The following is a 25,719-nucleotide window of genomic DNA, read 5'->3' on the forward strand; positions in this document are numbered from 1 at the left end:
CGCCATCAGCCGGCAGCGGCGGCGGGTTGTGCCGTCGCGGGTGTCCGGCGGCGTCCTCCCGCGCGCCCTCGACCTCGGGGACGGGCTTGAGGAGGGCGAACATGAGCGCGACGCGCGAACAGGCGGGGCCGGGGCAACGCCGGCACGTCATGCAGGTCCGTAAGCGGGACGGCGACACCGAGCCGGTGGACGTCAACAAGATCGTCGAGGCGGTGCAGCGCTGGGTCGCCGACCTGGACGAGGTCGACCCGCTGCGGGTGGCGACGAAGACGATCAGCGGCCTGTACGACGGGGCGACCACGGCCGAGCTGGACAAGCTGTCGATCCAGACGGCGGCGGAGCTGATCGGCGAGGAACCGCAGTACTCGAAGCTGGCGGCGCGGCTGCTGGCCGCGTACGTGGCCGAGGAGGTCCGCGGGCAGGAGGTGGACAGCTTCAGCCAGTCCATCCGGTACGCCCACGGCCTGGGCCTGATCGGCGACGGCACGGCCGCCTTCGTGGCCGCCCACGCCCGCGAGCTGGACGACGCCGTCGACCCGGCCGGGGACCTGCGGTTCGAGTACTTCGGCCTGCGCACGGTCGCCGACCGTTACCTGCTGCGGCACCCGCAGACCCGGCTGGTGGTGGAGACGCCGCAGTACTGGCTGCTGCGGGTGGCCTGCGGGCTGTCGCAGACGGCGGGGGAGGCGGTCGACTTCTACCGCCTGATGTCCGCCCTGGCGTACCTGCCCAGCTCGCCGACGCTGTTCAACTCCGGCACCCGGCACACCCAGATGTCGTCGTGCTTCCTGGTCGACTCGCCGCGCGACGAACTCGACTCCATCTACGAGCGCTACCACCAGGTGGCGAAGCTGTCGAAGTTCTCCGGCGGCATCGGCATCTCCTGGTCGCGGGTGCGCGGCCGGGGCGCGTTGATCCGGGGCACCAACGGCAGGTCGAACGGGATCGTGCCGTTCCTCAAGACGCTCGACGCCGGGGTGGCGGCGGTCAACCAGGGCGGCCGGCGCAAGGGCGCGGCCTGCGTCTACCTGGAGCCGTGGCACCCGGACGTCGAGGAGTTCCTGGAGCTGCGGGACAACACCGGCGAGGAGTCCCGGCGCACCCACAACCTGAACCTGGCCAACTGGATCCCGGACGAGTTCATGCGCCGGGTCGAGGCCGACGGCGACTGGTCGCTGATCGACCCGTCCGACGCCCCCGAGCTGCCCGACCTGTACGGGGAGGCGTTCGACGCCGCGTACCGGGCGGCGGAGAAGAAGGCCGTCCGCACGGTCCGCGCCCGCGACCTGTACGGGCGGATGATGCGCACGCTCGCGCAGACCGGCAACGGGTGGATGACGTTCAAGGACGCGTCCAACCGGCTGTCCAACCAGACCGGCGAGCCGGGCAACGTGATCCACCTGTCGAACCTGTGCACCGAGATCCTGGAGGTCAACGACGACGCCGAGACGGCGGTGTGCAACCTCGGCTCGGTCAACCTGGGCGCGCACGTCGGCCCCGACGGCGTCGACTGGGACCGGCTGCGCGCGACCGTCCGCACGGCGGTGGTGTTCCTCGACCGGGTGATCGACATCAACTACTACCCGGCCGAGCAGGCGGCGGCGTCGAACCCGCGCTGGCGGCCGGTCGGGCTCGGGCTGATGGGCTGGCAGGACGCGCTGTTCACCCTGCGCCTGCCGTTCGACTCGCCGGAGGCCCGCGAGCTGTCGACCCGGGTGCAGGAGGAGATCTTCCTGACCGCGCTGGAGACCTCCGCCGGGCTCGCCGAGCGGTTCGGCCCGCACCCGGCGTACGCCCAGACCCGGGCCGCCAAGGGCGAGCTGCACCCGGACCTGTGGGGAGCGCGGGTCACGCAGACGTCGCGGTGGGCCGCGCTGCGCGCGCGGATCGCCGCGCACGGCCTGCGCAACTCGCTGCTGGTCGCGATCGCGCCGACCGCCACCATCGCCTCGATCGCCGGCTGCTACGAGTGCATCGAGCCCCAGGTGTCCAACCTGTTCAAGCGCGAGACCATGTCCGGCGAGTTCCTCCAGGTCAACACGTACCTGGTCCGCGAGCTGAAGGCGCGCGGGCTGTGGACCCCGGCGATCCGCGAGCGGATCAAGCGGGACGAGGGCTCGGTGCAGGGCGTCACCGAGCTGCCCGAGGCGGTGCGGAGCCTGTTCCGCACGGCGTGGGAGCTGCCGCAGCGCGCGCTGATCGACCTGGCCGCCGCCCGCGCCCCGTACGTCGACCAGTCGCAGTCGCTCAACCTGTTCCTGAGCGCGCCGACCATCGGCAAGCTCTCCTCGATGTACCTGTACGCCTGGAAGTCCGGGCTCAAGACCACCTACTACCTGCGCTCGCGTCCCGCGACCCGCATCCAGCAGGCCACCGTCGCGGTCACCCCGACCGCAGGGCCGGTCGTCGCCGTGAGCGCCGACGAGGCGCTGGCCTGCTCCCTGGAGAACCCCGAGAGCTGCGAGGCGTGCCAGTGACGACCGTTTCCGAACCCCGCTCCACCGCCGGCCGGCGGCACCTGCTGCTCGACCCCGGGATGGACCTGACCCTGCGGCCGATGCGCTACCCCCGGTTCTTCGACCGGTTCAAGGACGCGATCAAGAACACCTGGACCGTCGAGGAGGTCGACCTGCACTCCGACCTCGCCGACCTCGCCCGGCTCTCCCCGGCGGAGCAGCACCTGGTGTCCCGGCTGGTCGCGTTCTTCGCCACCGGCGACACGATCGTCGCCAACAACCTCGTGCTCAACCTCTACCAGCACGTCAACTCCCCGGAGGGCCGGCTCTACCTGTCCCGGCAGCTGTTCGAGGAGGCGGTGCACGTCCAGTTCTACCTGAACCTGCTGGACACCTACGTGCCGGACGAGCGGGAACGGTTCGCGGCGTTCGCGGCGGTGGAGAACATCCCGTCGATCGCCCGCAAGGCCGAGTTCTGCTTCACCTGGATCAACTCGATCCATGACCTGCGGGAGCTGCGGACGCGCGAGGACCGGCGGGCGTTCCTGCTCAACCTGATCTGCTTCGCCGCCTGCATCGAGGGGCTGTTCTTCTACGGCGCCTTCGCCTACGTGTACTTCCTGCGTTCCCGGGGGCTGCTGCACGGGCTGGCCTCCGGCACCAACTGGGTGTTCCGCGACGAGTCGATGCACATGGAGTTCGCCTTCGACGTGGTGGACACCGTACGCGCCGAGGAGCCGGAGCTGTTCGACGCGGAGCTGGAGCGGCAGGTGCGGCAGATGCTGGCCGAGGCCGTGGAGTGCGAGGTGCAGTTCGCCGCCGACCTGCTGGAGCAGGGGGTGTCCGGGCTGTCGCTGGCCGACATGCGCGAGTACCTGCAGCACGTGGCCGACCGGCGGCTGGCCACGCTCGGCATCGAGCCGATGTACCACAGCCGCAACCCGTTCGCGTTCATGGAGTTGCAGGACGTGCAGGAGCTGTCGAACTTCTTCGAACGACGGGTGTCGGCCTACCAGGTGGGGGTGACCGGGACGGTCGGCTTCGACGAGGACTTCTGACCGGGCCTGCGCGGCGGCGACCGCCGCTAGGAGGCGACCGACGGCTGCCGCGGTCGCCGCCGCGCAGGCCGGGCGCTGGACTCCCGCACGACGAGCTCCGGCTGGAAGACCACGTGCCGGTGCTGGTGCTGCCCGGCGTTGTCGACCTCCTCCAGGAGCAGCTGGGCGGCCGTGCGGCCGAGCTGCTCGCGGGGCTGCCGCACCGAGGACAGCGGCACCGCCGCGGCGGCGGCGTACTCGATGTCGTCGTAGCCGACGATGGCGATGTCCTGGGGGACCCGGATGCCCTGCCGGGTCAGCTCCTGGAGCACGCCGAGGGCGATCAGGTCGTTGGCGCACATCACGGCGGTGGGCCGGTCGGCCGCGGGCAGGGCGGTGAGCTCGCGGGCGGCGGACCGGCCCGCGCCGACGGTCAGGTTCGGGGTCGCGACGTTGATCAGCTCCGCGTTGCCCTCCAGCGCCTGGGTGACGCCCGCGCGCCGGTCGGCGACCTGCGCGATGCTGAGCGGACCGCCGACGAAGGCGATCCGCCGGTGCCCCTGCTCGACCAGGTGGTCGCCGGCGAGGCGACCGCCGAGCACGTCGTCGACCGCCACCGAGCACAGGCTGTGCCGGCCGGCTCCCCGGTCCACCAGCACGACGGGGGTGCCCCGGCGGATGAGCTGCTCCAGCCGGGAGCCGCGCGAGTCGTCCACGGGGGTGATCAGCACCCCGCGTACGCGCTGCTCCTCCAGCAGCTCCAGGTGCCGGCGCTCGCGCTCGTCGTCGTCGCCGCTGTTGCACACGACGACCATCACGCCGTGCTTGTCGACGGCGGCCTCGGCGCCCCGGATCACGTCGGTGAAGAACGGGTTGGTGACGTCGAGCACCACGATGGCGATCTGGCGGCTGCGCCCGGCGCGGAGCTGCCGCGCCGAGTCGTTGCGGACGTACCCCAGCTCGGCGATGGCGTCCAGGACGCGCCGCCGGGTGGCCTCGGCGACCAGGTCGGGCCGGTTCAGCACGTTGCTCACCGTGCCGATGGACACCCCGGCGTGGCGCGCGACCTCCTTGATGCTGGCCGTCATCGCCCTCGCTCCTCGTCGCCTTGCCAGCCGGTCGCCGTCAGCCGGCGGCACCGGTGCGACCCCGGCAGGGAGCCGCCTTCTAAAACGTGTCAACTACGGTCGGGCGGGAAAACGCCGTCCCCCAGGTTACACGCAGGGCGAGTTGGCCGAACTCCTTGACGTGCCGTGCGTGGCGACCTACCGTGAGCGTAACAGGTGCATGAAACGTTTCACGACGCGTTTGCCGAGATCGGAGCGATGGTGGCCAATCCGCTGCTGCCCGGGACGGGCCCGGGATCCCCCGGCGCCCCCGCACCGGGGGAGGCACCCGATGCCTGAGCTGTCCCCGACCACCCGGGCCCGGCTTGAGCAGGCCCTGCGCGCGCAGCGCATCGAGACGGCCTCCTGGGCGTACGCCAACTCTGGTACGCGGTTCAAGGTGTTTGCGCAGGAGGGTGTGCCGCGGGATCCGTACGAGAAGATCGCCGACGCCGCCACCGTGCACCGGTTCACCGGGGTGGCCCCGACGGTGGCCCTGCACATTCCGTGGGATCGGGTGGACGACTACGCGGATCTGGCCCGTCATGCGAAGGAGCAGGGCGTGGCCCTGGGCGCGATCAACGCGAACGTCTTCCAGGACGATGACTTCAAGCTCGGTAGCGTGACCAATCCGGACACGGCGGTGCGCCGCAAGGCTGTCGCGCACCTGTTGGAGTGCGTCGATGTCATGGACGCGACCGGTTCGCGGGATTTGAAGTTGTGGTTCTCCGACGGCATCAACTATCCGGGTCAGGACGACGTGCGTGCTCGGCAGGATCGGCTGGCGGAGGCGTTGCGGGAGACGTACGGCCGGCTGGGCGGCGACCAGCGGATGTTGTTGGAGTACAAGTTGTTCGAGCCGGCCTTCTACGCCACCGACGTGCCCGACTGGGGCACCGCCTACGCGCACTGTCTCAGTCTCGGTGAGCGGGCGCAGGTGGTGATCGACACCGGGCATCATGCGCCGGGGACGAACATCGAGTTCATCGTGGCGGTCCTGTTGCGGGCCGGGAAGTTGGGTGGTTTCGACTTCAATTCGCGGTTCTACGCCGACGACGATCTGATGGTGGGTGCGGCGGATCCGTTCCAGTTGTTCCGGATCATGCACGAGATCGTGCTGGCCGATGCCCTGCGTCCGGAGGCCGGCGTCGCGTTCATGCTCGATCAGTGTCACAACATCGAGCCGAAGATCCCGGCGGTCATCCGGTCGGTGATGAACGTGCAGGAGGCCACTGCGAAGGCGCTGCTGGTCGACCGGGCCGCGTTGCGGGCCGCCCAGGACGCCGGTGACGTGCTCGCGGCGAACGCGGTGCTGATGGACGCGTACCACACCGACGTGCGGCCCGTGCTCGCCGAACTGCGCGCGGACGCGGGCCTGGATCCGGACCCGGTGGGCGCGTACGCCCGCTCCGGCTACTTCGAGAAGATCCGCGCCGAACGCGTCGGTGGACAGCAGGCCGGCTGGGGTGCCTGACACCGGCGGGGCCGACGAGCTGGCCTGGGGGGACCGGGAGTCGGCCGAACCGTGGCACGACCTCGCGCTGGGGCGGTGGTCGGCCCGGCTCACGGCGCGCGGGATCGAGGACGTCCGTCTCGACGGGCGGCGGGTGCTCACCCGCGTCCTGCACACCGTGCGGGCCACCGACTGGTCGACCGAGCGGGCGGCGCTGGCGTACACCCTCGCCCCGCCCGGCCGGGACGGGCCCGCCGCCACGTTCACGGCGCGCTACCCGGGGCACGGTCTCGACCTGCGCGGCGAGATCCGGGCCGTCCCCGACGGCTTCGACGTCGTGTTCGAGTCCCGGCCCGCCGGCACCCGCACGGTGCGGGTCAACCGGGTCGGCCCGGCCGTCCTGCACCCCGGGGACCAGGCCGGACGCCCGGTGCGCGGCCACCCGGGCGGGATCCCGGCCGGGTTCGCGTTCCCCCGGCACGTCGCCCGGTCGCCGGTGTTCGCCGCCGGCGCCCGGATGGAGCTGGACCTCGCCCCCACCGGCGTCGTGCTGGAACTCGACGGCGGCGAGTTCGAGGTGGAGGACCACCGCGACTGGTCCGACGACGGCTTCAAGACCTACACGCCGCCGCTGGCCGGGCCCCGCCCGATCGTCCTGCGCCCCGGCGACGTGCTGCGCCACCGGCTCCGGATCACCGCCGCCCCGGGCCGGCCGAGCCCGGCCCGCGCCCGCCCCCGCCGGCCCGACGCGGCCACCCCGGCCGGCGTCATGCCCCCGCTGGGGCTGCAGCACTCCGGGGGAGCGCTGCCGCCGGCCGCCCTCGCGGCCGTCGCCGAGCTGCGGCCGGCCTTCCTCCACCTGACCACCGACCTCGCCCACCCCCGGTGGCGGGACCTGCTGGCCGCCGACGCCACGGCGGCCCGCGCCCTGGACGTGCCGGTCGTGCTCACCCTCGTCGCCGACCCCACCGACCCCGGGCCCGCCGCCGAGCTGCCCGGCCTGCTCGACGGCCGGCTGACCACCGTCCTCGCGTTCGACGCGGGCACCGCCCGCACCTCCGCCGCGCTGGTGCGCGCCCTGCGCCCCCGCCTCGGCGCGGGCGTGGCGATCGGCGGCGGCAGCCGCGCCCACCTGGCCGCCCTGCTCGCCGCGCCGCCGGTCGACGAGCTGGACGTCGTCACGTTCCCGATCGCGTCCTGCGCGCACGACGTCGACCGGGCCGCCGTGCGATCGTCGCTCGACAGCCACCCCGCCGTGCTGGCCGCCGCCACCGAGCTGGCGGGCGGCCGACCGCTGCTGGTCGGCCCGGTCGGTCACCTGCCGTACTGGGACTCGTGGGGGGCGGCCACGCCCGGCCCCGCGTACGGCTGGGGCCCGGGGCTCGCCCGGCAGCGGTCGGTGTTCCACGCCGCCTGGACGGTGGCCGCGCTCGCCGGCTTCGCCGCCGCCGGGGTGGCCCGCGTGTCGCTGTGCCACACCACCGGCCTGCGCGGCGTCGGCGAGCCGGCCGGCGACGCGTTCGCCGCGTACCCCGTGTGGTTCGCGCTGCGGGAGCTGGCCGGCACGGCCGGCTGGCGGCGGCTGCCCGGGGCGACGCCGCCGGGCACCACCGGGCTGCGGCTGCGCGGCCCGGCCGGCGGGCTGGACCTGCTGGCCTGCCTCGCCGACGACCCGCCCGCCGGCGGTTTCCCGCCCACCGCCGAGGTGCTGCACGCCGTGGCCGGCACGCTGCGCCGCGAACCGGCCCGCACCGCCGGCACGCCCACCCCCTGCGTGGTGGTCGACCGGCAGCCACGAGGAGGACAACCATGAGGTACGCGCTGCTCGGCCCGTCCGGCATCCGGGTCTCCCGGATCGCCCTGGGCACGGCGACCTTCGGCGTGGCGCCCGACGCCGCCCGCGCCGACGCTGTCGTCGGCGCCGCCCTCGACGCCGGCATCAACCTGGTCGACACCGCCAACGCGTACGGCAACCTGCCGCACTTCGACCGCCCCGGCGTGCCCCCGGCCGCCGAGCGGGAGTCGGCGGAGGAGATCCTCGGCCGGGCCCTGGCCGGCCGCCGCGACGACGTGGTGCTGTGCACCAAGGCGCAGGAGCCGGTCGGCCCGGGCGTCAACGACCGGGGACTGTCCCGCCGGCACCTGTTCGCCCAGCTCGACCGCAGCCTGCGCCGGCTGCGCACCGACCACGTCGACGTCTTCTACGCCCACCACCCCGACCCGGCCACCCCGTTGGAGACCACCCTCGCCGCGCTGGACGACCTGGTCCGCGCCGGCAAGGCCCGGCACTGCGCGCTGTCGACGTTCCCGGCCTGGCAGACCGTGCACGCGCTGTGGATCTGCGACGACCGGCGGCTGCACCCGCCCGTCGCCCTCCAGGTGCGCTACCACCTGTTCGCCCGGGGCGTGGAGGCGGAGATCGTCCCCCTCGCCGACAGGTTCGGGCTGTCGGTGGTGGCGTTCAGCCCGCTCGCCGGAGGGCTGCTCGCCGGGGCGGCGGCCCGCACCAGGGCGCACGCGGGGGAGTCCCGGTGGGGCGGCGGCGCGTTCACCCCGTCCCAGCAGGCCGCCGCCGCCCAGGTGGAGGAGATCGCCGCCGCCGCCGGGCACCGCGCCGACGAGCTGGCCGTCGCCTGGCTGCTGTCCCGGCCCACGGTGGCCGCCGCGATCGTCGGCGCGGAGAACCCCGAGGAGGTGGCCGCCGCCGGTCGCGCCGCCGCCCTGATCCCGGACGCGGAGGTGCTGGCCCGCCTCGACGCGATCGACGTGGCCGAGATCCGCGAGCCGAAGCCCCGGGTGGCGCGGCCCACCGCACCGGGCGTCTGACCGTCCCCCCGACCACGTGTCGGACCCGCCGGGCGCGGGGTGGCGGCCCGACCCCGCCCCCGGGGCCGGGCCGTGGGGCCGTCAGGCCGCCTCGCTCCAGGGCACGGTGAACCGGTGCGCGCCGGAGCCGACCTCCGTCGGTTCGGCGCCGGGCAGCTCGACCCGCGCGGTCGCGCCGGCCGGCACCGTCACCTCGACGGCCAGCTCGCCGTCGGCCAGCCGCCAGCCCACCGCCGCCGGCCCGTACGGGGTCAGCAGCGCGGCGCGGGCGTGCCGCAGACCGCCGCCGGGCCGGGGCCGCACCAGCAGCCGGCGGTAGCCGGGCTCGGCCGGGGCGAGGCCGGCGACCGTGCGGTGCAGCCAGTCCGCCACCGCGCCCAGCGCGTAGTGGTTGAACGACGTCATCTGCCCCGGGTTCACCGTGCCGTCGGGCAGCAGGCTGTCCCAGCGCTCCCAGATCGTGGTCGCGCCGGTGGTCACCGGGTACAGCCAGGACGGGCAGTCGGTGCTCAGCAGCAGCCGGTACGCGGTCTCCACCTCGCCGTTGTCGGCGAGCGCGTCGCAGATGGCCGGGGTGCCGGCGAACCCGGTGGCGATGCGCCAGCCGGCCTCCTCGACCAGCTCGGCCAGCCGCCGGGCCGCCGCCCGGCGCGGGCCGCCGGCCGGCACTAGACCGAACCGCAGCGCCAGTGCGTACGACGTCTGCGCGTCGTTGTCGAGCAGCCCGGAGGGCAGCACGTACCGGCGCTGGAACGCCTCGGTGACGGCGGCGGCGAGGGCGGCGTAGCGCTGTGCGTCGGCGTGCCGCCCGAGCACCTCGGCCATCCGGGCGAGGACCCCGGTGGAGCGGGCGAAGTAGGCCGTGGCGACCAGGTAGCGGTCGGCCTTGGCGTCCTCCGGGTCGTCCGGCGGGGCGGTCGGGTCGAGCCAGTCGCCGAGCTGGTAGCCGCTGTCCCACAGGTGGTCCGCGCCGGCCCGCTGGTCGACCAGGTCGACGAACGCCTTCGCGCTGGCGTACTGCCGGGCCAGCACGTCGCGGTCGCCGTAGCGCTCGTAGAGCGTCCAGGGGGTGAGCACGGCGGCGTCGCCCCAGACCGCCGTCGGCTGCGGCGGCTCCCACCTCGGCGCGGGGATGCGGGGCACGAAGTACGGCACGGTCCCGTCGGGCAGCTGCTCGGCGGCCAGGTCGACCAGCCACGACGAGAGCATGCCCGCACAGTCGTACAGGAAGGCGGCGGTGGGGGCGAAGACCTGGATGTCGCCGGTCCAGCCCAGCCGCTCGTCGCGCTGCGGGCAGTCGGTCGGGATGTCCAGGAAGTTGCCCCGCATGCTCCACACGACGTTGTCGTGCAGCCGGTTGACCAGCGGGTCCGAGCACTCGAACGTGCCGGTGCGGACCATGTCGGTGTGGTGGACCCGGGCCACCACCGCCGCCGGATCGAACTCGCCGGGCCAGCCGGTGACCTCGGCGTAGCGGAAGCCGTGGAAGGTGAACCGGGGCTCCCACGTCTCGACGCCCCCGCCGCGCAGCGTGTACGAGTCGGTGGCCTTCGCCCCGCGCAGCGCCCGGACGAACAGCTCGCCGTCCTGGAGCACCTCGGCGTGGCGCAGCCGCACCGTCTGCCCGGCCGGGCCGGTGACCGTGATCCGCAGCCGGCCCACCAGGTTCTGCCCGAAGTCCAGGATGATCCGTCCGCCGGTGGCGTCGACCACCTCGGCCACGGGCACCTCCTGCACGCAACGCACGGGCGGGCCGGTCGGGGCGACCAGGGCCGCCGCCGGGCGGGGCAGCACGCGCACCGGGGTCCAGCCGTCGGCGGCGAAGCCGGGCGAGGACCAGCCGGTGGGCTCGCGGCGGGCGTCGTGGTGCTCGCCGTCGAGCAGGCCGGAGGCGGTCAGCGGCCCGGTCGCGGCCCGCCAGGAGCCGTCGGTGGCGACGAGCTGCCGCCGGCCGTCGGCGTACTCGATCTCCAGCTGGGCGAGCAGGCCGATCCGGCTGCCGTAGACGGTGCGGTGGCCGCCGTGGAAGCCGAGGCGGCCCGCGTACCAGCCCTCGGCGAGCCAGCCGCCGACGGCGTTGCGGCCCGGCCGCAGCAGCCCCGTGACGTCGTAGGTCTGGTAGCGCAGCCGGTGGTGGTAGCTGGTCCAGCCCGGGGCGAGGATCTGGTCGCCGACGCGGGCGCCGTTGAGCTCCAGCTCGTAGACGCCGAGGGCGGTGGCGTAGACCCGGGCCCGGGTGACCTCGCCGGTGACGTCGAACTCGTGGCGCAGCAGCGGCGGGGGCTGCTCGACCGTGGGGTCGACCGCCCAGTCGCCGGAGACGAACTCCGCCTGCCAGTCGTCCGCGTCGAGGCCGGCCTCCACGGTGGTCGGGTCGCTGAACGGCGTGGGCTCGTCGGCGTCGGCACCCCAGACCCGTACGCGCACCTCGCACCGCTCGCGGGGGCGCAGCGGCGGCGCGGGCCAGGGCACCAGCACGCAGTCGGCCGAGTCGAGGCGACCGCTGCGGTGGGCGGCCCGGTCCGGCCCGGTCACCTCGACCTCGTAGCCGACCTGCCGCCAGCCGGCGGGGGCGTCGGTGACGCGGAACGAGAGCCGGGGGGCGGGCTCGCCGATGCCGATCGCCGGGTCGACGTGCGCGACGCGGGGCGCCTGGACCGTCGTCCGGGGCGCGGGGTCGGCGTTGCTCATGGGCTTCCTCTCGACCGTCCGGTGGCACCGGGTACGTTACGAGTCAATGAAAGGTTTCACAAGTGTCGTGCCGCAGGGTGTCGAGTCGTAACGCCGCTTGACCGGCGGTGGTGACGGGCATAGCGTGGGTCGCAGATTGAAACGTCTCAGCCTCCGGTTCCGTCGCCGCCGTGCCGCTGACCCGCCCCGACGCGCGGTCCGCCCCACGGCGGGACGGCCGCGGGCGCGCACCCCCGAGGAGAGCGTGTGGGGTCCCTGGTGGGAATCCAGATCGGTGCCATCTCCTTCGTCGACGAGGGCGTCGACCAGGTTCTCGACATCGTCGGCGAGGCCGCGGCGGTCGACGCCGTGTTCGTGGCGACCCAGTCCTTCGACCGTGGCCTGCAGGGCCGGCAGGTGGTGAGCCGCCCCTGGCCCGGCCACGGCGCCCGCGAACTCGACCACCACCACGTCGGCGGCTCGTACGTCACCCAGCACCCGGAGTTCTACGCCAACACCGCGCTCGGGCCGTTCCGCGCCCCGGACCGCGAGGTCGCCGGCTTCGACGTGCTGGAACAGGTCATCCCGGCCGCCCGGCGGCGCGGCATGAGGGTCTACTCGTTCGTCCTGGAGAACACCCACTCCGGGCTGACCCGGCACGTGCCGAACTGGCCGAAGGTCCTGCAGGTCGACGCCTGGGGCCGCGCCGACCCGTACGCCTGCGTGCGCAACCCCGACTACGTCGCCTGGTGGCTCGGCCTGATCGAGGACCAGCTCAAGAGCTACCCGCTGGACGGGCTCATGTTCGGCTCCGAGCGGCACGGCCCGCTCGGCAACGTCCTGGGCGACGGCGGCTTCGCCCGTGACGGCAACCCGTACTGCTTCTGCCCGCACTGCGAGACCGCCGGCCACCGCCGCGGCATCGACGTGCGCCGGGCCCGCGAGGGGTACGTCGCGCTGCACCGGCTCGCCCACGGCGGGGCCGACCCCGGCGGCGACAGCGGCTTCGTGCGCTTCCTGCGCCTGCTCACCGAGTACCCGGAGATCCTCGCCTGGGAGCAGCTCTGGACCGACGGCTTCGAGGCCCTGCGCCGCCAGCTCTACGGCGCCGCGAAGTTCCTCGCCCCGCACGTGCAGGTCGGCTGGCACGTCTGGCACCACAACTCGTTCTCCCCGCTCTACCGGGCCCAGACCGACTTCACCGCCCTCGCCGAGTACGCCGACTTCGTCAAGCCGGTGCTCTACAACAACTGCGCCGGCTACCGGCTGCACCACCACATCCGGCAGGTGGCCCGGAGCATCTTCGCCGGGGTCGACGAGCAGACCCTCTACGACCTCTACCGGGGCGTGCTCGGCTACGACGAGGCCGTCCGGTTCGACGACCTGCCCGCCACCGGCCTGTCCGCCGACTACGTCACCCGGGAGACCCGCCGCACCGTGGCCGCCGTCGCCGGCCGGGCCGCCGTGTACCCGGGGCTGGACCTCGACGTGCCCACCCCGGAGCACGTCAAGAAGACCAGCCCCGAGGAGGTCCGCGCCTCGGTCACCGCGGCGCTCGACGGCGGCGCCGACGGCATCATCCTGTCCCGCAAGTACTCCGAGATGCGGCTGGACAACCTCGCCGCCGTCGGCGACACCCTGCGCGCCCGCGCCTGACCCGCTGCCGGACACGAATCGGGGCGGGGACCCGTGCAGGGTCCCCGCCCCGATCGTCGTGGCGACCGGTCAGCCGGCCGGCGGTCCGGGTCGCCCGACGTCGTGGCCCAGGGCGAACTCCGGCTCCCGGTGCAGGTGCCCGGCCGGCTCGCCCTCGGGAACGGCCGCGACGAAGAAGAACAGCCGCAGGTCGTCGGTGTACGCCCGCAGGATGTCGTGCTCCACCCCGGCCGGCGTGCAGACCAGGTCACCGGGGGCGACGTCGTACTCCTGCGCCCCGACGGCGACGCGGGCCCGGCCCTCGACCACCGCCCAGTACTCGGGGCAGGAGTGGTGATGCCGGTCGAACCGGAAGCCGGCCCGCTCCAGGCTGAACCAGCCGACCGCCGACAGGTCGCTCCAGGCCGGCCCGTCCACGGTCCACCGCTGGCCGGCGCCCAGCCGCAGGACGCTCACGCGCCCGGCCGCTGCCAGGCCACGACCTCACCCGCCGGGTGGCGGCAGAAGTCGGGCAGCCCGGTCAGCGCCTGCTCCTCGCCGCCCGGCGTGTACGTCACCAGCAGCCGCAGGGTGCGCCAGGTGGAGTTCATCGTCGAGTGCAGGGTGCCACGGGGGATGTAGACCATGTCGCCCTCGGCGATGGCGAACTCGTCGTCGCCGACGGTCTGCACCCCCGCCCCGGACACCACGTAGATCAGCTCGTCCGCGCCGGCGTGCAGGTGCCGGCCGTGGCCCTGCCCCGGGTTGATGATGACCTCGCCCTGGGAGTTGACGGCCCCGGGGATGGTCACCGGCGAGACGAACCACTTCATGGTGCCCCAGTCGAAGCTGAAGGTCTCCACGTCGTGCGCGGGGATGTGGGTGGATGGCATGGGGGTCTCCGATCGGGGGTTGGCTTCAGGAGGTGGGCAGGGACTTGAAGGCGCGGACCTGGGCGGTCAGGGCGCGCTCCACCGGCAGGCGTTCCATCGACGAGGCGCCGAAGAAGCCGACCACGCCGGTGGTGTGGGCCAGCACGTACGCGGCGTCGTCCGGCTCGGCGATCGGGCCGCCGTGGCAGAGCACCAGCACGTCCGGGTTCACCGCCACGGCGGCGTCCCGCATGGCCTGGATCCGCTCGACCGACTCGTCGAGGGTCAGCGCGGTCCGCGCGCCGATGGTGCCGGACGTGGTCAGCCCCATGTGCGGCACCAGCACGTCCGCCCCGGCCGCCGTCATGGCCGCCGCCTGCTCGGGGTCGAAGACGTACGGGCAGGTGAGCAGGCCCCGTTCGGCGGCCAGCCGGATCATCTCGACCTCCAGGTCGAAGCCCATCCCGGTCTCGGCGAGGTTCTGTCCGAACACCCCGTCGATGAGGCCGACGGTGGGGAAGTTCTGCACCCCGGTGAAGCCGATCGCGGCCAGCTCGTCGAGGAAGCGGGGCATCAGCCGGAACGGGTCGGTGCCGCAGACGCCCGCGAGCACCGGGGTGTCCCGCACGACCGGCAGCACCTCGGCGGCCATCTCGACCACGATCGCGTTCGCGTCCCCGTAGGGCAGCAGGCCGGCGAGCGAGCCGCGCCCGGCCATCCGGTAGCGGCCCGAGTTGTAGATGATGATCAGGTCGGCCCCGCCGGCCTCGGCGCACTTGGCCGACAGGCCGGTGCCGGCGCCCGCGCCGACGATCGGCCGGCCGGCGACCGCCTGTTCCCGCAGCCGCCGCAGCGCCTCCGCGCGTTCCATCTCAGGCTCCCTTCTGGATCAGCCGGTGCAGGGTGTCGGCCATCGCCGCCGCGAACTCCGGCGCGTTGACGTGCGCATCGACGCGGTGCAGCGTCCGGCCGTGCGCGGCGAGGGCCGCCGCGAGGGCGTCGCGGCACGCCGTGTCGGCCGCCGGGTCGGCGAACGGCTGACCGGGCGCGTCCAGCGCGCTCACCCCGCCGTCGGGCCAGAACACCTCGGTCGGGCCGGTCGCGGCGGCGGCCTTCGCGCCGATCCGCCGGCCCAGCTCGGCCATCTCGTCGGCGGTGGTGCGCATCAGGGTCACGGTCGGGTTGTGCACGAAGAACAGCCGGTCGGCGAAGCGCTCCGGCACGGTGTCGACCGGCCCGAAGTTGACCATGTCCAGCGCGCCGGGCGCGATCACCTGCGGCACACCGGCCGCCCCGGCGGCGGTGAGCCGGTCCGGCCCGGCGGTGAGCACCCCGCCCACCAGGTCGTCGGCCAGCTCGGTGGTGGTCAGGTCCAACACCCCGGCGAGCAGTCCGGCCTGGGCCAGCCCCTCCAGGGCCCGGCCCCCGGCACCGGTGGCGTGGAAGACCAGCACCTCGTACCCCAGCTCCTCCAGCCGGGCCTTGGCGGCCTCGACGGCGGGGGTGGTGACGCCGAACATGCTGGCCGCGACGATCGGCCGGGCGTCGGTGGCGGTGTCGGCGCGGGACCGGTCGCGGGCCATGCCGGCCATCGCCGCGGCGGCGTTGCCGAGCACGAGCCGGGAGATCCGGTTGACCCCGGCGACGTCGACGACCGAATACATGATCGTGACGTCCTTCGCCCCGACGTACGGGGAGACGTCGCCGGAGGCCATGGTCGAGACCAGCAGCTTCGGCAGCCCGACCGGGCAGGCGGCCAGCACCGCCGCCGCGATCGACGACCCGCCGGAGCCGCCGGCGGCCAGCACGCCGTCGACCTGGCCCGCGGCGACCAGCCGGCCGACGACCGCCGCCGCGCCCCGGCCCATCGCGGTGACCGCCGCGCCCCGGTCGCCCGCCGAGACCAGCTCGGCGACGGTGGTGCCGGCGGCCTCGGCGACCTCGTCGGCGGTGACGTCCGGGGTGAGGCCGCGCGGCGCGGCCGTGCCGGCGTCCACGACGAGGACGTCGACGCCGAGGGCGCGCAGCCGCTCGGCCAGGTACGCGTAGTCGGGGCCCTTGGTGTCGAGGGTGCCGACGAGGACGACGGTGGGCATGCCGGCCTCCTTCGGGGCGGTGGACATGTCAGCTCCCTTCGGGCAGCGGTGGGGCGGGCGGGTCGGGGTCGTCGACGTCGACCCCGGCGTCGGCGAGCGCGGCGCGGACCACCGCGAGCGCGTTGATCGCCCGGGGGAACCCGACGAACTGCACGCAGTGGATCACCACCTCGACGATCTCGGCGGGGGTGAGGCCGACCCGCAGCGCGGCCTTGGTGTGCCCGGCGATCTGCGGGTCCGCGCCGCCCATGCCGATGAGCACGGCGAGGGTGGCGATCTCCCGGCGGGCCAGGTCGAGGCCGGGCCGGGAGTTGACGTCGCCGAAGTTGAACTCCAGCCCGAAGCGGGCCAGGTCGGCGCCGAGGCCGGAGCGGCGCTGCAGGAACACGTCGGCCGCGCCCGGCCCGTAGATCTCGTTGAACGCCCGCCGTCCCCGGTCGAGCCGGCTCTGTCCGGCCTCGGGCGTCCCGGTCGGTTCCGTGGTCAAATCGAGTGCCCTCCGTCCTGGGCGAGGGTGACGCCGGTGATGTACGCGGCCGACTCCTGGCACAGGAAGACCACCGAGGCGGCCAGGTCGTCGGGTTGGCCGAGGGTGCGGGTGGGGATCTGGGCGAGCAGCTCCTCCCGGCGCTGCGGGGTGTCCCGGTCCCGGCCCGGGGTGGCCTGCGCCCCGGGGGCGATGGCGTTGACGGTGATGCCGGTCTCGGCCAGCTCGATGGCCAGCGCCTTGGTCAGGCCGATCACCCCGGCCTTGGCCGCCGCGTACGCCGTGGCGTTGCGCACCAGCCGGCCGCCGCGCACGGCGGCGATGGACGACAGCGACACGATCCGCCCCCAGCCGCCGGGCAGCATGTGCGGCAGGACCGCCCGCGTGGAGGTGAACACGCTGGTGAGGTTGCGGTCGAGCTGGGTCTGCCACTCGTCGAGCGTCAGCTCGGCGAACGGCCGGACCAGGCCGCCACCGGCGGTGTTGACCAGGATGTCGATGCCGCCCCACTCGGCGGCGGTGCGGTCGGCCGCCGCGACGACGGCGGCGAAGTCGAGCAGGTCGACCGCGTCGTGCCGGGCGGTGGCCCCCCGGGCGGTGAGGTCGGCGGTGGTGGCCGCGGCGGCCTCGGCGGAGATGTCCAGGCCGGCCACGGCGGCGCCCTGGTCGGCGAGGGCCCGGCAGATGCGGCGGCCGAGGGCGCCGCCGGAGCCGGTGACGACGGCACGGCGGCCGGCCAGCGGGCGGGCCGACGGCGCGGGTGGGGCTGTCATGTCGCGGGAGGTTCCCTTCGGGTGGAGGTGTCCGGTTGGCTCAGGTGGGGTCGATGACCAGGTTGTCGGGTCGCCGGCCGTGGGCGAACAGGTCGATCTGCGCGGCGGCCACGGCCCAGGCGCGCGCCGCGATCCCCTCGGTCACCCCGGCCACGTGCGGGGTGAGGGTGACGTTCGGCGCGTCCCACAGCGGGTGCCCGGGCGGCAGCGGCTCGGGGTCGGTGACGTCCAGGATCGCGTGCAACCGGCCGCCGCCGGTCTCGCGCAGCAGCGCGTCGGTGTCGACCAGGGTGCCCCGGCCCGCGTTGACCAGCACCGCGCCGTCGCGCAGCCCGGCGAGGAACCGCGCGTCGGCGATCCGGTCGGTGTCCGGGCCGGCCGGCAGCGCGAGGACGACGACGTCCTGCTCGGCCGCGACGGCGGCGAACCCGACGGTCGACAGGACGCCCGCGCGGGCATGCCGCCCGACCAGGGTCACCTCGCAGCCGAAGGGGCGCAGCAGGCCCGCGAGGTGCCGGCCGATGTCGCCGGCGCCGAGGACCGCCACCCGGCTGCCGGCCAGCGACCGGCCGGTCCGGCGCTCCCAGCGCCGCCGGCGCTGCGCCTCGGCGAAGAAGGCCAGCTCCCGGTGGTGCGCGAGCAGCACCGCGACGACCCACTCGGCCACGACCGCGCCGTGCGCGCCACGGGCGTTGGACAGGCCCACGCCGGGCGGCAGCCGGCCGATCCAGCCGTCGTAGCCGGCGTTGAGGGTCTGCACGAGCCGGACGTGGGGGAGCCGGGGAAGCAGGGCGAGGGTGCGCTCCACCGGGTGGAAGCCGTGCACGAGGACGACGGCGTGGTCGCGCTGCCCGGCCGTCGGCTCCCCGCCGGGCCCGAGCAGCTGCGGGCGCAGCAGTGGGTACGCCGTCAGCGCCGCCGCGCCCTCTTCATCGGGCACGAGGACGCAGACACCTGCGTCGCCGTCACTGTCGGTCATGGCATCTGCACTCCGTGGTCGGTGGCGGGCAGGCGCGCCCGGACGGCGCGCGGCTGCTCCTCGTGGCCCCGGGGGCGGGACGAGGCCGACGGCGGCGGGCGGCGAGGGGCCCTGCATGTATAACGTTTCAGAACGGTGCTGGCAAGCCCGTCTGCCGGTGCGCCACCCGCTGCCTGTCCGGCGTGCGCGCATTCCGCCCTGCTCCGTGTTGCTGTCGCCCCGTCGACCGGCAGAGCTGGGGCGGCGGCCGGGCCGCGTTACAAGCGGGAAACAGCCTGTTGACACTGCGGATGTGACGCAGGTAGCATCCGTCCGTTGAAACGATTTAAAGGCCGGCCGGCTATGCGCGTTGCTTCGCACGACCATCCCTGCCCCCGAGGAGCACCCGTGATCAGAACCTGGCGAGCTGCTCGCACGCACCCCACACTACGCACAGTAGCGGCTGTCAGCGCCGCCGCCCTGCTGGTTTCGGGATGCAGTGCGGCAGGCACCGGCACCAAGTCCGGTTCCGCCTCCAAGCCCACCGCGTTCTCGGCGCTGTTCACCACCGAGAACACCCAGATCCCCGCCGAGCTCAACCGGCTCGCCGCCGGCGAGTGCAAGGCCCAGAACGACGCGCTGCCGCTCAAGATCGAGCAGACCCCCAGCAGCAACATGCAGCAGAAGGTGCAGCTCCTCGCCGGCCAGGACGCGCTCCCGGTCCTGTTCGCCGGGGGTAACGCCCTGATCAACAAGGACGGGGCGCTGCAGAAGTCCGGTCAGCTCGTCGACGTCAAGAAGGCACTGACCGACCTCGGCGTCGCCGACAAGCTCACCCCGGCCGCGTCCGACACGATCGACAAGCTCTACGGCGGTGGCGTGTACCCGACCATCCCGTTCCAGTACAACATCGAAGGCATCTTCTACAACAAGAAGATCTTCGAGGAGCAGGGCATCGCCGTCCCCGCCACCTGGGACGAGCTGCTCGCCGCCGCCGCGAAGCTGAAGGCCGCCAAGATCACCCCGTTCACCGCCTCGGGCAAGACCGGCTGGACGATCAGCCGCTGGGTCGGCGCGTACATCCTGCGTGACCTGGGCCCCGACGCGCTGAAGAAGGTCGCCGACGGGCAGGCCAAGCTGACCGACCCCGAGTACGTCCGGGCCGCCCAGGCGATCGCCGACCTCGGCAAGGCCGGCTACTTCGTCGACGGGGTCACCTCCGTCGACTACGACACCGCCACGGCCAACCTGCTCAACGGCAAGGCCGCCATGATGTACATGGGCAGTTGGCTGCTGGCCAGCATCAACGACCCGAAGAAGAACCCCCTCGGCGACGCGATCGGGTTCATGCCCGTCCCCGCCGTCACCGGCGGCAGCGGCTCGATCGACCAGTACCCGGCCAACGTCGGCGCGCCGACGGCGATCTCCGCCAAGCAGTACAGCCCCGAGGTCGGCGGCTGGCTCAAGTGCATCGCCGAGAACTACGCCAGCGGGCTGATGGAGACCCAGGGCGCCTTCTCCGGCTTCAAGATGGGCAAGCCGGTGGCCAACGTCCCGCCGCTGACTCAGGACCTGCAGAAGCGCATCGACGCCAGCACCTCCACGGTCCTGTGGTTCGAGGCCCTGTTCAACACCAAGGCGACCGGCGACGCCAGCGCCAACGCCGCCCCGCTGCTCACCGGTGCCATGAAGCCCGAGCAGTACATGAGCCTGCTCCAGAACGACCTCTCCGCGGCACAGTAGTTCCGGCGGGCCGGTCCACCGGGCGGCGGCGGGTGACCGCCGCCCGGTGGACGGCCCCACCGGTCAGGCATCCTTGGTTGGGACGGGTAATCAATGGACCGAGTATTCGGTGACAAAAGGGCCATCGCGATCCTGCTCGGGCCCGCGTTGTTCATGTACACGGCGATCATGCTGGTGCCGTCGGTGTGGTCGCTGTTCTACGCCTTCTCCACCGGCAACGTGATCGAGGGCTTCCGCCCGGTCGGGCTCGACAACTTCCGCAAGCTCCTGGACGACCCGATCGTCCCGACCTCGCTGCGGTTCACCGTGACCTACGCCCTGGTCATCACGGTCGGGCAGATCCTGCTCGGCCTGGCGCTGGCCCTGTTCTACGTCTTCGTGCTGCGCCGGGCCTCCGCGCTCATCCGTACCCTGGTCTTCTTCCCGGTGGTGCTGCCCACCGTCGCGGTCGGCCTGCTGTTCTCCAAGATGTTCGCCATCGCGCCGCAGACCGGCCCGGCCAACAGCCTGCTCGACGTCCTGGGGTTCGGGGCGACCGACTGGTTCTCCACCGGCAGCAAGGCGTTCTGGGTCATCATCCTGATGGACCTGTGGCGCACCATGGGCTTCTACGCGGTGCTGCTCTACACCGGCCTGCTCGACATCCCCGGCGAGGTCCTGGAGTCCGCGCGGCTCGACGGGGCGGTCGGCTGGCGGCTGCTGCGGCACATCGTGCTGCCGCTGGCGCTGCCGGTGCTGATCTCCTCGATCATCTTCAGCCTGAACTCCTCGCTGAAGGTCTTCGACTCCGTGGTGGCGCTGACCAACGGCGGCCCCGGGACGTCGACCACCCCGCTGAACCTCTACATGTTCCAGACCTCGTTCTTCTACAGCGACTACGGCTACGGCAGCACCCTGGCGATCCTGATCACCACCATCTGCCTGACCGTCACGCTCTTCCTGTTCCGCTCCTCCCGACGAGACCTCACCAAGGGCTGACCATGGCGACACGTACGGACCCCTCCGCGCCGGTGGCGACCCGCGCGACCGCACCTGCCCCGCCCGCGCCGTCGCGCCGCCGCGGCGTCAACTGGCGTCGGGTGGGCAACCGCGCCTGGACCGGCCTGGTGATCGCCGTCCTGCTGGTGATCACCATCTACCCGCTGTTCTGGATGTTCGCCAGCTCGCTGAAGACCGAGAACGAGTTCATCACCGAGCCGCTGTGGTCGCTGCCCCGCGAGCTGAACTTCCAGAACTACGTCGACGCGTGGGAACTCGGCGGCATCGGCACCGTCATCCGCAACAGCCTGCTGGTGACCCTGCCGTCGCTGTTCTTCATCCTCGCCCTCGGCGCGGCGGCCGGGTTCGCCCTGGAGGTGATGGTCTGGAAGGGGCGCAACACCGTCCTGCTGCTCATCGTCGGCGGGATGATGCTGCCGCTGCAGCTGATCCTGCTGCCGCTGTTCACGATCTACTTCCGCCTCGGCCTCACCGACTCGCTGCTGCCGCTCATCCTCACCTACGTCGGGCACGGCCTGCCACTGACGGTGTTCCTGATGGCGGCCTACTTCCGGGCCGTGCCCCGGGAGCTGTTCGAGGCCTCGACGCTGGACGGGGCGGGGGTGTTCCGGGCGTTCTTCTCCGTCGGCCTGCCGATGGTCCGCAACGGCCTGCTCACCCTCGGCCTGCTGATGTTCTTCTCCGTCTGGAACGACCTGCTCATCGCGTTGACCTTCAACACCAGCAAGGAGCTGAGCACCATCCAGGTGGGCCTGCTCAACTTCAACGGCGAGTACGGCTCGACCCTCTACGGCCCGCTCTTCGCCGGCATCTGCACCACCGTGCTCGGCATCCTGGTCGTCTACGTGTTCATCAACAAGCAGATCATGAAGGGCCTGGCGGCCGGGTCGCTGAAGGGCTGAACCGGTGATCGTCGACGCGCACACCCACGCCTGGCCGCGCTGGCCGTACCGGCCGCCCGTGCCGGACGACGCCACCCGGGGCGGGGTCGAGGTGCTGCTGCACGAGATGGCCGCCGCCGGGGTGGACCGGGCGGTCGTGGTGGCCGCCGAGATCGACCGCAACGCCGACAACAACGACTACGTCGCGGCGGCGGTGGCCCGGCACCCCGGGCGGCTCCACCACTTCGCCGACCTGGACAGCCGGTGGAGCCCCCGGCACCACACGGCCGGGGCCGCCGACCGGCTCGCCGCGCTCGCCGACCGGTACCCGCTCGCCGGGATCAGCCACTACCTCGGCCCCGACAACGACGGGTGGCTGCGCTCGGCGGACGCCCGGGCGCTGTTCGCCGCCGCCGAGCGCCGGGGCCTGCTCATGGGGCTGGCCGCCGGGCCGGCCTGGCACGCCGACCTGCGCGCGCTCGCCGCGACCGTGCCCGGCCTGCCCATCCTGTGCAACCACCTGGCCCTGGTGCCGCCCTGGCCCGGCGGCGTCGCCGACGCCCTGGCCCGGGTGCTCGACCCGGCCGCCCCCGCCAACCTGATCGTCAAGGTCTCCGGCCTCCAGTACGGCGCGGCCGACCCCTGGGACGTGCCGCACCGGGCGGCGCTGGACGTCGTCCGGGCGTACTACGAGACGTGGGGCCCCCGGCGCCTGGTGTGGGGCTCGGACCATCCGGCCTCCGGCGCGGCGATGACGTACCGGCAGTCGCTGGAGGCGGTGCGGCGGCACTGCGACTTCATCGCGCCGGCCGACCTGCCGCTGGTCCTCGGCGGCACCCTCGCCGGGCTGCTCGGCGACCCGGAAGGAGTCCGCGCATGACCCCGCCGCCGCCCCGCCCGCACGTGACCCCGCCGCCCCGCCCGCACGTGACCCCGCCGCCCCGCCCCCGGGTGGGCGTCGCGTGCAACCGGGCGACCCGGGAGCGCTTCGTCACCGAGGCCGCGCTGGCCCGCCTCGCCGGGGTCGCCGACGTGGCCTGGCTGGAGTTCGACGGACCGGACCGCTCCACCGCGCCGCCGCCGACGGACCCGGCGACCGTCGCCCGGCTGACCGCCTTCGTGGCCGACCTCGACGCGCTGGTCGTCAGCCATGGCTGCCCCCGGGTCACCGACGAGGTGCTGGCCGCCGCGCCCCGGCTGCGTCTCGTCGGCGACACCCACGGCGACCGCTTCGCCCACCGCGTCGACGTCGCCGCCGCCCGTGCCCGGGGGGTCTGGGCGGTGGACACCACCAACGGCTCCTCCGACCCGGTGGCCGAGTGGGCGCTCGCGCTGATGCTCGTCGGCCTGCGCAACGCCGGGGCGCTGTTCCGCCGCCTCGTCGCCGACGAGGTGCTCTGGCCTGACCGCGGCGTGTTCCTCGACGACCCCGGCTACCGCAACGGCGAGCTGACCGGCCGGACGGTCGGCATCATCGCGCTCGGCCACATCGGCCGGCGGCTGCTGGAACTGCTCGCCCCGTTCCACGTCAACGTCCTCGCCCACGACCCGTACGCGCCCCGGGTGCTCGCCGACGTCTACGACCTCACCCTGACCAGCCTCGACGGCGTGCTCTCCGGGTCCGACGTGGTGGTCTGCCTGGCCCCCCTGACCAGCGCCACCCGGGGCCTGCTCGGCGCCCGCGAGATCGCCCTGCTCAGGCCCGGCGCGGTCTTCGTCAACGTGTCCCGGGGCGCGGTCGTCGACTCGGCCGCGTTCCTCGACCGGCTCGCGACCGGCGACATCGTCGCCTGCCTCGACGTGTTCGACCCGGAGCCGATCCCGGCCGGGCACCCCGTTCGCGCCCTGCCCAACGTCTTCCTCAGCCCGCACATCGCCGGGGTCACCGCCGCCAGCGAGCCGCGCTTCTTCGACCTGATGGTGGACGAGGTGATCCGCGTGATCCGCGGCCACCACCCCCGCCACGAACTGGTCCCCCGCGAACCCGACTGAACCGCCCCGGCCGGGCGCCAGCGGCCCCGGCCGCCGAGAGCTGGTGCATGGCGGCCCTCTGGTCGCCGCCGAGACTGGAGGAGCCACCGTGACCGTTTCCTACTCCGCCGCGCCGCCGCTGAGCGAGCGCGCGCGGGCCGAGGTGCTCAGCCCGGCCGCCCTGGAATTCGTGGCCGAGCTGCACCGCCGCTTCGACCCGCGCCGGCGGGAGCTGCTGGCCGCCCGCACCGCCCGACCCGCGCCGACCGGCTTCCTGCCGGAGACCGCCGACGTGCGGGCCGGCGACTGGCGGGTCGCCGCGCCCCGCCCCGACTACGCCGACCGCCGTGTCGAGATCACCGGCCCCACGGACCGCAAGATGGTGATCAACGCCCTCAACTCGGGGGCCTGCGGCTTCATGGCCGACTTCGAGGACGCCAACAGCCCGACCTGGCGCAACCAGGTCGAGGGCCACCTCAACCTGACCGACGCGATCGACCGGACGATCACCCACGACGCCTCCGACGGCCGGCGGTACCGGCTGGTCGACTCGCCGGCCACGCTGCTGGTCCGCCCGCGCGGCTGGCACCTGGTCGACAAGCATCTGCTGGTCGACGGCGTCCCCGTCGCCGGGGCGCTGATGGACTTCGGGCTGTTCGCCTTCCACAACGCCCGCCGGCTGCTGGAGCGGGGCAGCGCACCCTACCTCTACCTGCCGAAGCTGGAGCACCACCTGGAGGCGCGGCTGTGGAACGACGTGTTCGTCCACGCCCAGGACGCGCTCGGGGTGCCCCGGGGCAGCATCCGGGCCACGGTGCTGATCGAGACGTTCCCGGCGGCGCTGCAGATGGACGAGATCCTGTTCGAGCTGCGGGAGCACTCGTACGGGCTCAACGCCGGCCGCTGGGACTACATCTTCTCGATGATCAAGACTTTCCGGGATCGGCCGGGGTTCGTGCTGCCGGACCGCACGGCGGTGACGATGACCGTGCCGTTCATGCGGGCGTACACGGAGCTGCTGGTGGCCACCTGTCACCGGCGCGGCGCGTTCGCGATGGGTGGCATGGCCGCCCTCATCCCGTCCCGCCGCGACCCGGAGGCCAACGCCCGGGCCGTGGCGGCGGTGGACGCGGACAAGCGCCGTGAGGCCGGCGACGGCTTCGACGGCACCTGGGTCGCCCACCCCGACGTGGTGCCGGTGGCCCGCGCGGCGTTCGACGCGGTGCTGGGGGAGCGGCCGAACCAGATCGACCGGCGGCGCGACGACGTCACGACGACCCCGGCCGACCTGCTCGACGTGGCGGCCACCCCGGGGTCGGTCACCGAGGCCGGGCTGCGGGGCAACGTCAGTGTGACGTTTCAATACCTGTCGTTCTGGCTGACCGGTCGGGGCGCGGCCGGGATCGACAACCTGATGGAGGACGCCGCCACGGCCGAGATCGCCCGATCCCAGGTCTGGCAGTGGATCCGGCACGGCGCGCAGCTCCCCGACGGGCGGGTCGTCACCCGGGACCTGGTGGCCGGCATCCTCGCCGAGGAGATGGCGCGGATCGCCGCCGAGGTCGGCGAGCGGGTGTGGCGACAGGGTCGCCCGGAGGACGCGCGGGAAGTCTTCGCGCGCGTCGCCCTCGCCGACGAGCTGCCGGAATTCCTCACCCTGGTGGCGTACGACCGGCTGTAGGTCGCCGTCGCGAGGCGGCCCGTTGACCGTCCCGCGCCATCTACTGTAACGTTTCATTTCGTCGGGCCGTGACCC

At 73.6% G+C, this 25,719-nt stretch carries 21 protein-coding genes; 12 read left to right on the forward strand and 9 right to left on the reverse strand.

What is annotated here, in order from left to right; all coding sequences use genetic code 11:
• The first annotated feature begins 101 nt into the window (after nt 1-101).
• Entirely contained in the window at nt 102-2,477 is a 2,376-nt protein-coding gene (locus tag LPU61_RS21845) for a ribonucleoside-diphosphate reductase subunit alpha (protein WP_229405931.1), read from the forward strand.
• 59 nt (nt 2,478-2,536) lie between these two features.
• Complete coding sequence (locus tag LPU61_RS21850; protein ID WP_229406069.1) at nt 2,537-3,514, forward strand: ribonucleotide-diphosphate reductase subunit beta; 978 nt, start codon at nt 2,537-2,539, stop codon at nt 3,512-3,514.
• 26 nt (nt 3,515-3,540) lie between these two features.
• On the opposite strand, the gene LPU61_RS21855 is transcribed toward LPU61_RS21850, so the two are convergent.
• Nucleotides 3,541-4,581: a LacI family DNA-binding transcriptional regulator gene (locus tag LPU61_RS21855; protein WP_043968359.1), complete on the reverse strand. Its 1,041-nt coding sequence runs from the start codon at nt 4,579-4,581 to the stop codon at nt 3,541-3,543.
• Nucleotides 4,582-4,891: 310 nt separating this feature from the next.
• Between LPU61_RS21855 and rhaI the strand changes: the two genes are divergently transcribed.
• The 3 genes from rhaI to LPU61_RS21870 are packed head-to-tail and all read left to right on the forward strand — an operon-like array spanning nt 4,892 to nt 8,878.
• Nucleotides 4,892-6,073, forward strand: coding sequence for an L-rhamnose isomerase (gene rhaI / locus LPU61_RS21860; RefSeq protein ID WP_229405932.1), 1,182 nt, complete (start codon nt 4,892-4,894; stop codon nt 6,071-6,073).
• A complete protein-coding gene (locus LPU61_RS21865) occupies nt 6,066-7,865 on the forward strand; it encodes a hypothetical protein (protein ID WP_229405933.1) in 1,800 nt (599 codons plus the stop codon). Before rhaI ends, LPU61_RS21865 begins: the two co-directional genes overlap by 8 nt.
• Nucleotides 7,862-8,878 (forward strand): aldo/keto reductase, encoded by a 1,017-nt coding sequence (locus LPU61_RS21870; RefSeq protein ID WP_043968364.1) that lies wholly within the window; start codon nt 7,862-7,864, stop codon nt 8,876-8,878. The genes LPU61_RS21865 and LPU61_RS21870 overlap by 4 nt, the downstream gene beginning before the upstream one ends.
• An 81-nt stretch (nt 8,879-8,959) precedes the next feature.
• On the opposite strand, the gene LPU61_RS21875 is transcribed toward LPU61_RS21870, so the two are convergent.
• Entirely contained in the window at nt 8,960-11,569 is a 2,610-nt protein-coding gene (locus LPU61_RS21875) for a glycoside hydrolase family 78 protein (RefSeq protein ID WP_229405934.1), read from the reverse strand.
• Nucleotides 11,570-11,815: 246 nt separating this feature from the next.
• On the opposite strand from LPU61_RS21875, the gene LPU61_RS21880 reads away from it, so the two are divergent.
• The gene (locus LPU61_RS21880) at nt 11,816-13,204 is read left to right on the forward strand and encodes a hypothetical protein (RefSeq protein ID WP_229405935.1); all 1,389 of its coding nucleotides are present in this window, start codon (nt 11,816-11,818) and stop codon (nt 13,202-13,204) included.
• 69 nt (nt 13,205-13,273) lie between these two features.
• Here the strand turns inward: LPU61_RS21880 and LPU61_RS21885 are convergent, their stop codons facing one another.
• From LPU61_RS21885 to LPU61_RS21915, 7 genes are read right to left on the reverse strand one after another with little or no spacing between them, the layout of a single operon-like run.
• Nucleotides 13,274-13,660: a cupin domain-containing protein gene (locus LPU61_RS21885; RefSeq protein WP_043968368.1), complete on the reverse strand. Its 387-nt coding sequence runs from the start codon at nt 13,658-13,660 to the stop codon at nt 13,274-13,276.
• Nucleotides 13,657-14,076, reverse strand: a complete 420-nt coding sequence (locus tag LPU61_RS21890; protein ID WP_229405936.1) for a cupin domain-containing protein — start codon at nt 14,074-14,076, stop codon at nt 13,657-13,659. The genes LPU61_RS21885 and LPU61_RS21890 overlap by 4 nt, the downstream gene beginning before the upstream one ends.
• A 25-nt stretch (nt 14,077-14,101) precedes the next feature.
• Nucleotides 14,102-14,926: a phosphoenolpyruvate hydrolase family protein gene (locus LPU61_RS21895; RefSeq protein WP_229405937.1), complete on the reverse strand. Its 825-nt coding sequence runs from the start codon at nt 14,924-14,926 to the stop codon at nt 14,102-14,104.
• A gap of 1 nt (nt 14,927) precedes the next feature.
• Nucleotides 14,928-16,178, reverse strand: coding sequence for a Tm-1-like ATP-binding domain-containing protein (locus LPU61_RS21900; RefSeq protein WP_229405938.1), 1,251 nt, complete (start codon nt 16,176-16,178; stop codon nt 14,928-14,930).
• Between the two features lies 1 nt (nt 16,179).
• Nucleotides 16,180-16,638 (reverse strand): carboxymuconolactone decarboxylase family protein, encoded by a 459-nt coding sequence (locus tag LPU61_RS21905; RefSeq protein ID WP_043968372.1) that lies wholly within the window; start codon nt 16,636-16,638, stop codon nt 16,180-16,182.
• Nucleotides 16,635-17,411, reverse strand: a complete 777-nt coding sequence (locus LPU61_RS21910; protein WP_229405939.1) for an SDR family NAD(P)-dependent oxidoreductase — start codon at nt 17,409-17,411, stop codon at nt 16,635-16,637. Before LPU61_RS21910 ends, LPU61_RS21905 begins: the two co-directional genes overlap by 4 nt.
• 40 nt (nt 17,412-17,451) lie before the next feature.
• Nucleotides 17,452-18,390, reverse strand: a complete 939-nt coding sequence (locus LPU61_RS21915; RefSeq protein ID WP_229405940.1) for an NAD(P)-dependent oxidoreductase — start codon at nt 18,388-18,390, stop codon at nt 17,452-17,454.
• A 387-nt stretch (nt 18,391-18,777) separates the two neighbouring features.
• Between LPU61_RS21915 and LPU61_RS21920 the strand changes: the two genes are divergently transcribed.
• The 6 genes from LPU61_RS21920 to aceB all read left to right on the forward strand — a co-directional run bounded on the left by LPU61_RS21920 (nt 18,778) and on the right by aceB (nt 25,644).
• Nucleotides 18,778-20,112: an ABC transporter substrate-binding protein gene (locus LPU61_RS21920; protein ID WP_199486155.1), complete on the forward strand. Its 1,335-nt coding sequence runs from the start codon at nt 18,778-18,780 to the stop codon at nt 20,110-20,112.
• A gap of 93 nt (nt 20,113-20,205) precedes the next feature.
• Nucleotides 20,206-21,090: a carbohydrate ABC transporter permease gene (locus LPU61_RS21925; protein WP_043968375.1), complete on the forward strand. Its 885-nt coding sequence runs from the start codon at nt 20,206-20,208 to the stop codon at nt 21,088-21,090.
• Between the two features lie 2 nt (nt 21,091-21,092).
• Nucleotides 21,093-22,013 (forward strand): carbohydrate ABC transporter permease, encoded by a 921-nt coding sequence (locus LPU61_RS21930; RefSeq protein ID WP_043968377.1) that lies wholly within the window; start codon nt 21,093-21,095, stop codon nt 22,011-22,013.
• A gap of 4 nt (nt 22,014-22,017) precedes the next feature.
• Nucleotides 22,018-22,872 carry an amidohydrolase gene (locus tag LPU61_RS21935; RefSeq protein WP_229405941.1) on the forward strand — a complete coding sequence of 285 codons (855 nt, stop codon included), beginning with the start codon at nt 22,018-22,020 and terminating at the stop codon, nt 22,870-22,872.
• A complete protein-coding gene (locus LPU61_RS21940; protein WP_229405943.1) occupies nt 22,869-23,984 on the forward strand; it encodes a hydroxyacid dehydrogenase in 1,116 nt (371 codons plus the stop codon). Before LPU61_RS21935 ends, LPU61_RS21940 begins: the two co-directional genes overlap by 4 nt.
• 88 nt (nt 23,985-24,072) lie before the next feature.
• Complete coding sequence (gene aceB, locus LPU61_RS21945; protein ID WP_229405944.1) at nt 24,073-25,644, forward strand: malate synthase A; 1,572 nt, start codon at nt 24,073-24,075, stop codon at nt 25,642-25,644.
• Nucleotides 25,645-25,719 lie beyond the last annotated feature (75 nt).

The organism is Micromonospora sp. NBRC 110038 (assembly GCF_020884815.1).
GTDB classification, from domain to species: Bacteria; Actinomycetota; Actinomycetes; order Mycobacteriales; family Micromonosporaceae; genus Micromonospora; species Micromonospora haikouensis.

Bases quoted from the DNA above. Each gene is read 5' to 3' on its own strand.
- LPU61_RS21940 (WP_229405943.1), top strand. From the start codon at position 22,869: ATGACCCCGCCGCCGCCCCGCCCGCACGTGACCCCGCCGCCCCGCCCG.
- LPU61_RS21910 (WP_229405939.1), bottom strand. From the start codon at position 17,411: ATGACAGCCCCACCCGCGCCGTCGGCCCGCCCGCTGGCCGGCCGCCGT.
- LPU61_RS21900 (WP_229405938.1), bottom strand. From the start codon at position 16,178: ATGTCCACCGCCCCGAAGGAGGCCGGCATGCCCACCGTCGTCCTCGTC.
- LPU61_RS21845 (WP_229405931.1), top strand. From the start codon at position 102: ATGAGCGCGACGCGCGAACAGGCGGGGCCGGGGCAACGCCGGCACGTC.
- rhaI (WP_229405932.1), top strand. From the start codon at position 4,892: ATGCCTGAGCTGTCCCCGACCACCCGGGCCCGGCTTGAGCAGGCCCTG.
- LPU61_RS21895 (WP_229405937.1), bottom strand. From the start codon at position 14,926: ATGGAACGCGCGGAGGCGCTGCGGCGGCTGCGGGAACAGGCGGTCGCC.
- LPU61_RS21855 (WP_043968359.1), bottom strand. From the start codon at position 4,581: ATGACGGCCAGCATCAAGGAGGTCGCGCGCCACGCCGGGGTGTCCATC.
- LPU61_RS21925 (WP_043968375.1), top strand. From the start codon at position 20,206: ATGGACCGAGTATTCGGTGACAAAAGGGCCATCGCGATCCTGCTCGGG.
- LPU61_RS21850 (WP_229406069.1), top strand. From the start codon at position 2,537: ATGGACCTGACCCTGCGGCCGATGCGCTACCCCCGGTTCTTCGACCGG.
- LPU61_RS21915 (WP_229405940.1), bottom strand. From the start codon at position 18,390: ATGACCGACAGTGACGGCGACGCAGGTGTCTGCGTCCTCGTGCCCGAT.
- LPU61_RS21930 (WP_043968377.1), top strand. From the start codon at position 21,093: ATGGCGACACGTACGGACCCCTCCGCGCCGGTGGCGACCCGCGCGACC.
- LPU61_RS21875 (WP_229405934.1), bottom strand. From the start codon at position 11,569: ATGAGCAACGCCGACCCCGCGCCCCGGACGACGGTCCAGGCGCCCCGC.
- LPU61_RS21890 (WP_229405936.1), bottom strand. From the start codon at position 14,076: ATGCCATCCACCCACATCCCCGCGCACGACGTGGAGACCTTCAGCTTC.
- LPU61_RS21870 (WP_043968364.1), top strand. From the start codon at position 7,862: ATGAGGTACGCGCTGCTCGGCCCGTCCGGCATCCGGGTCTCCCGGATC.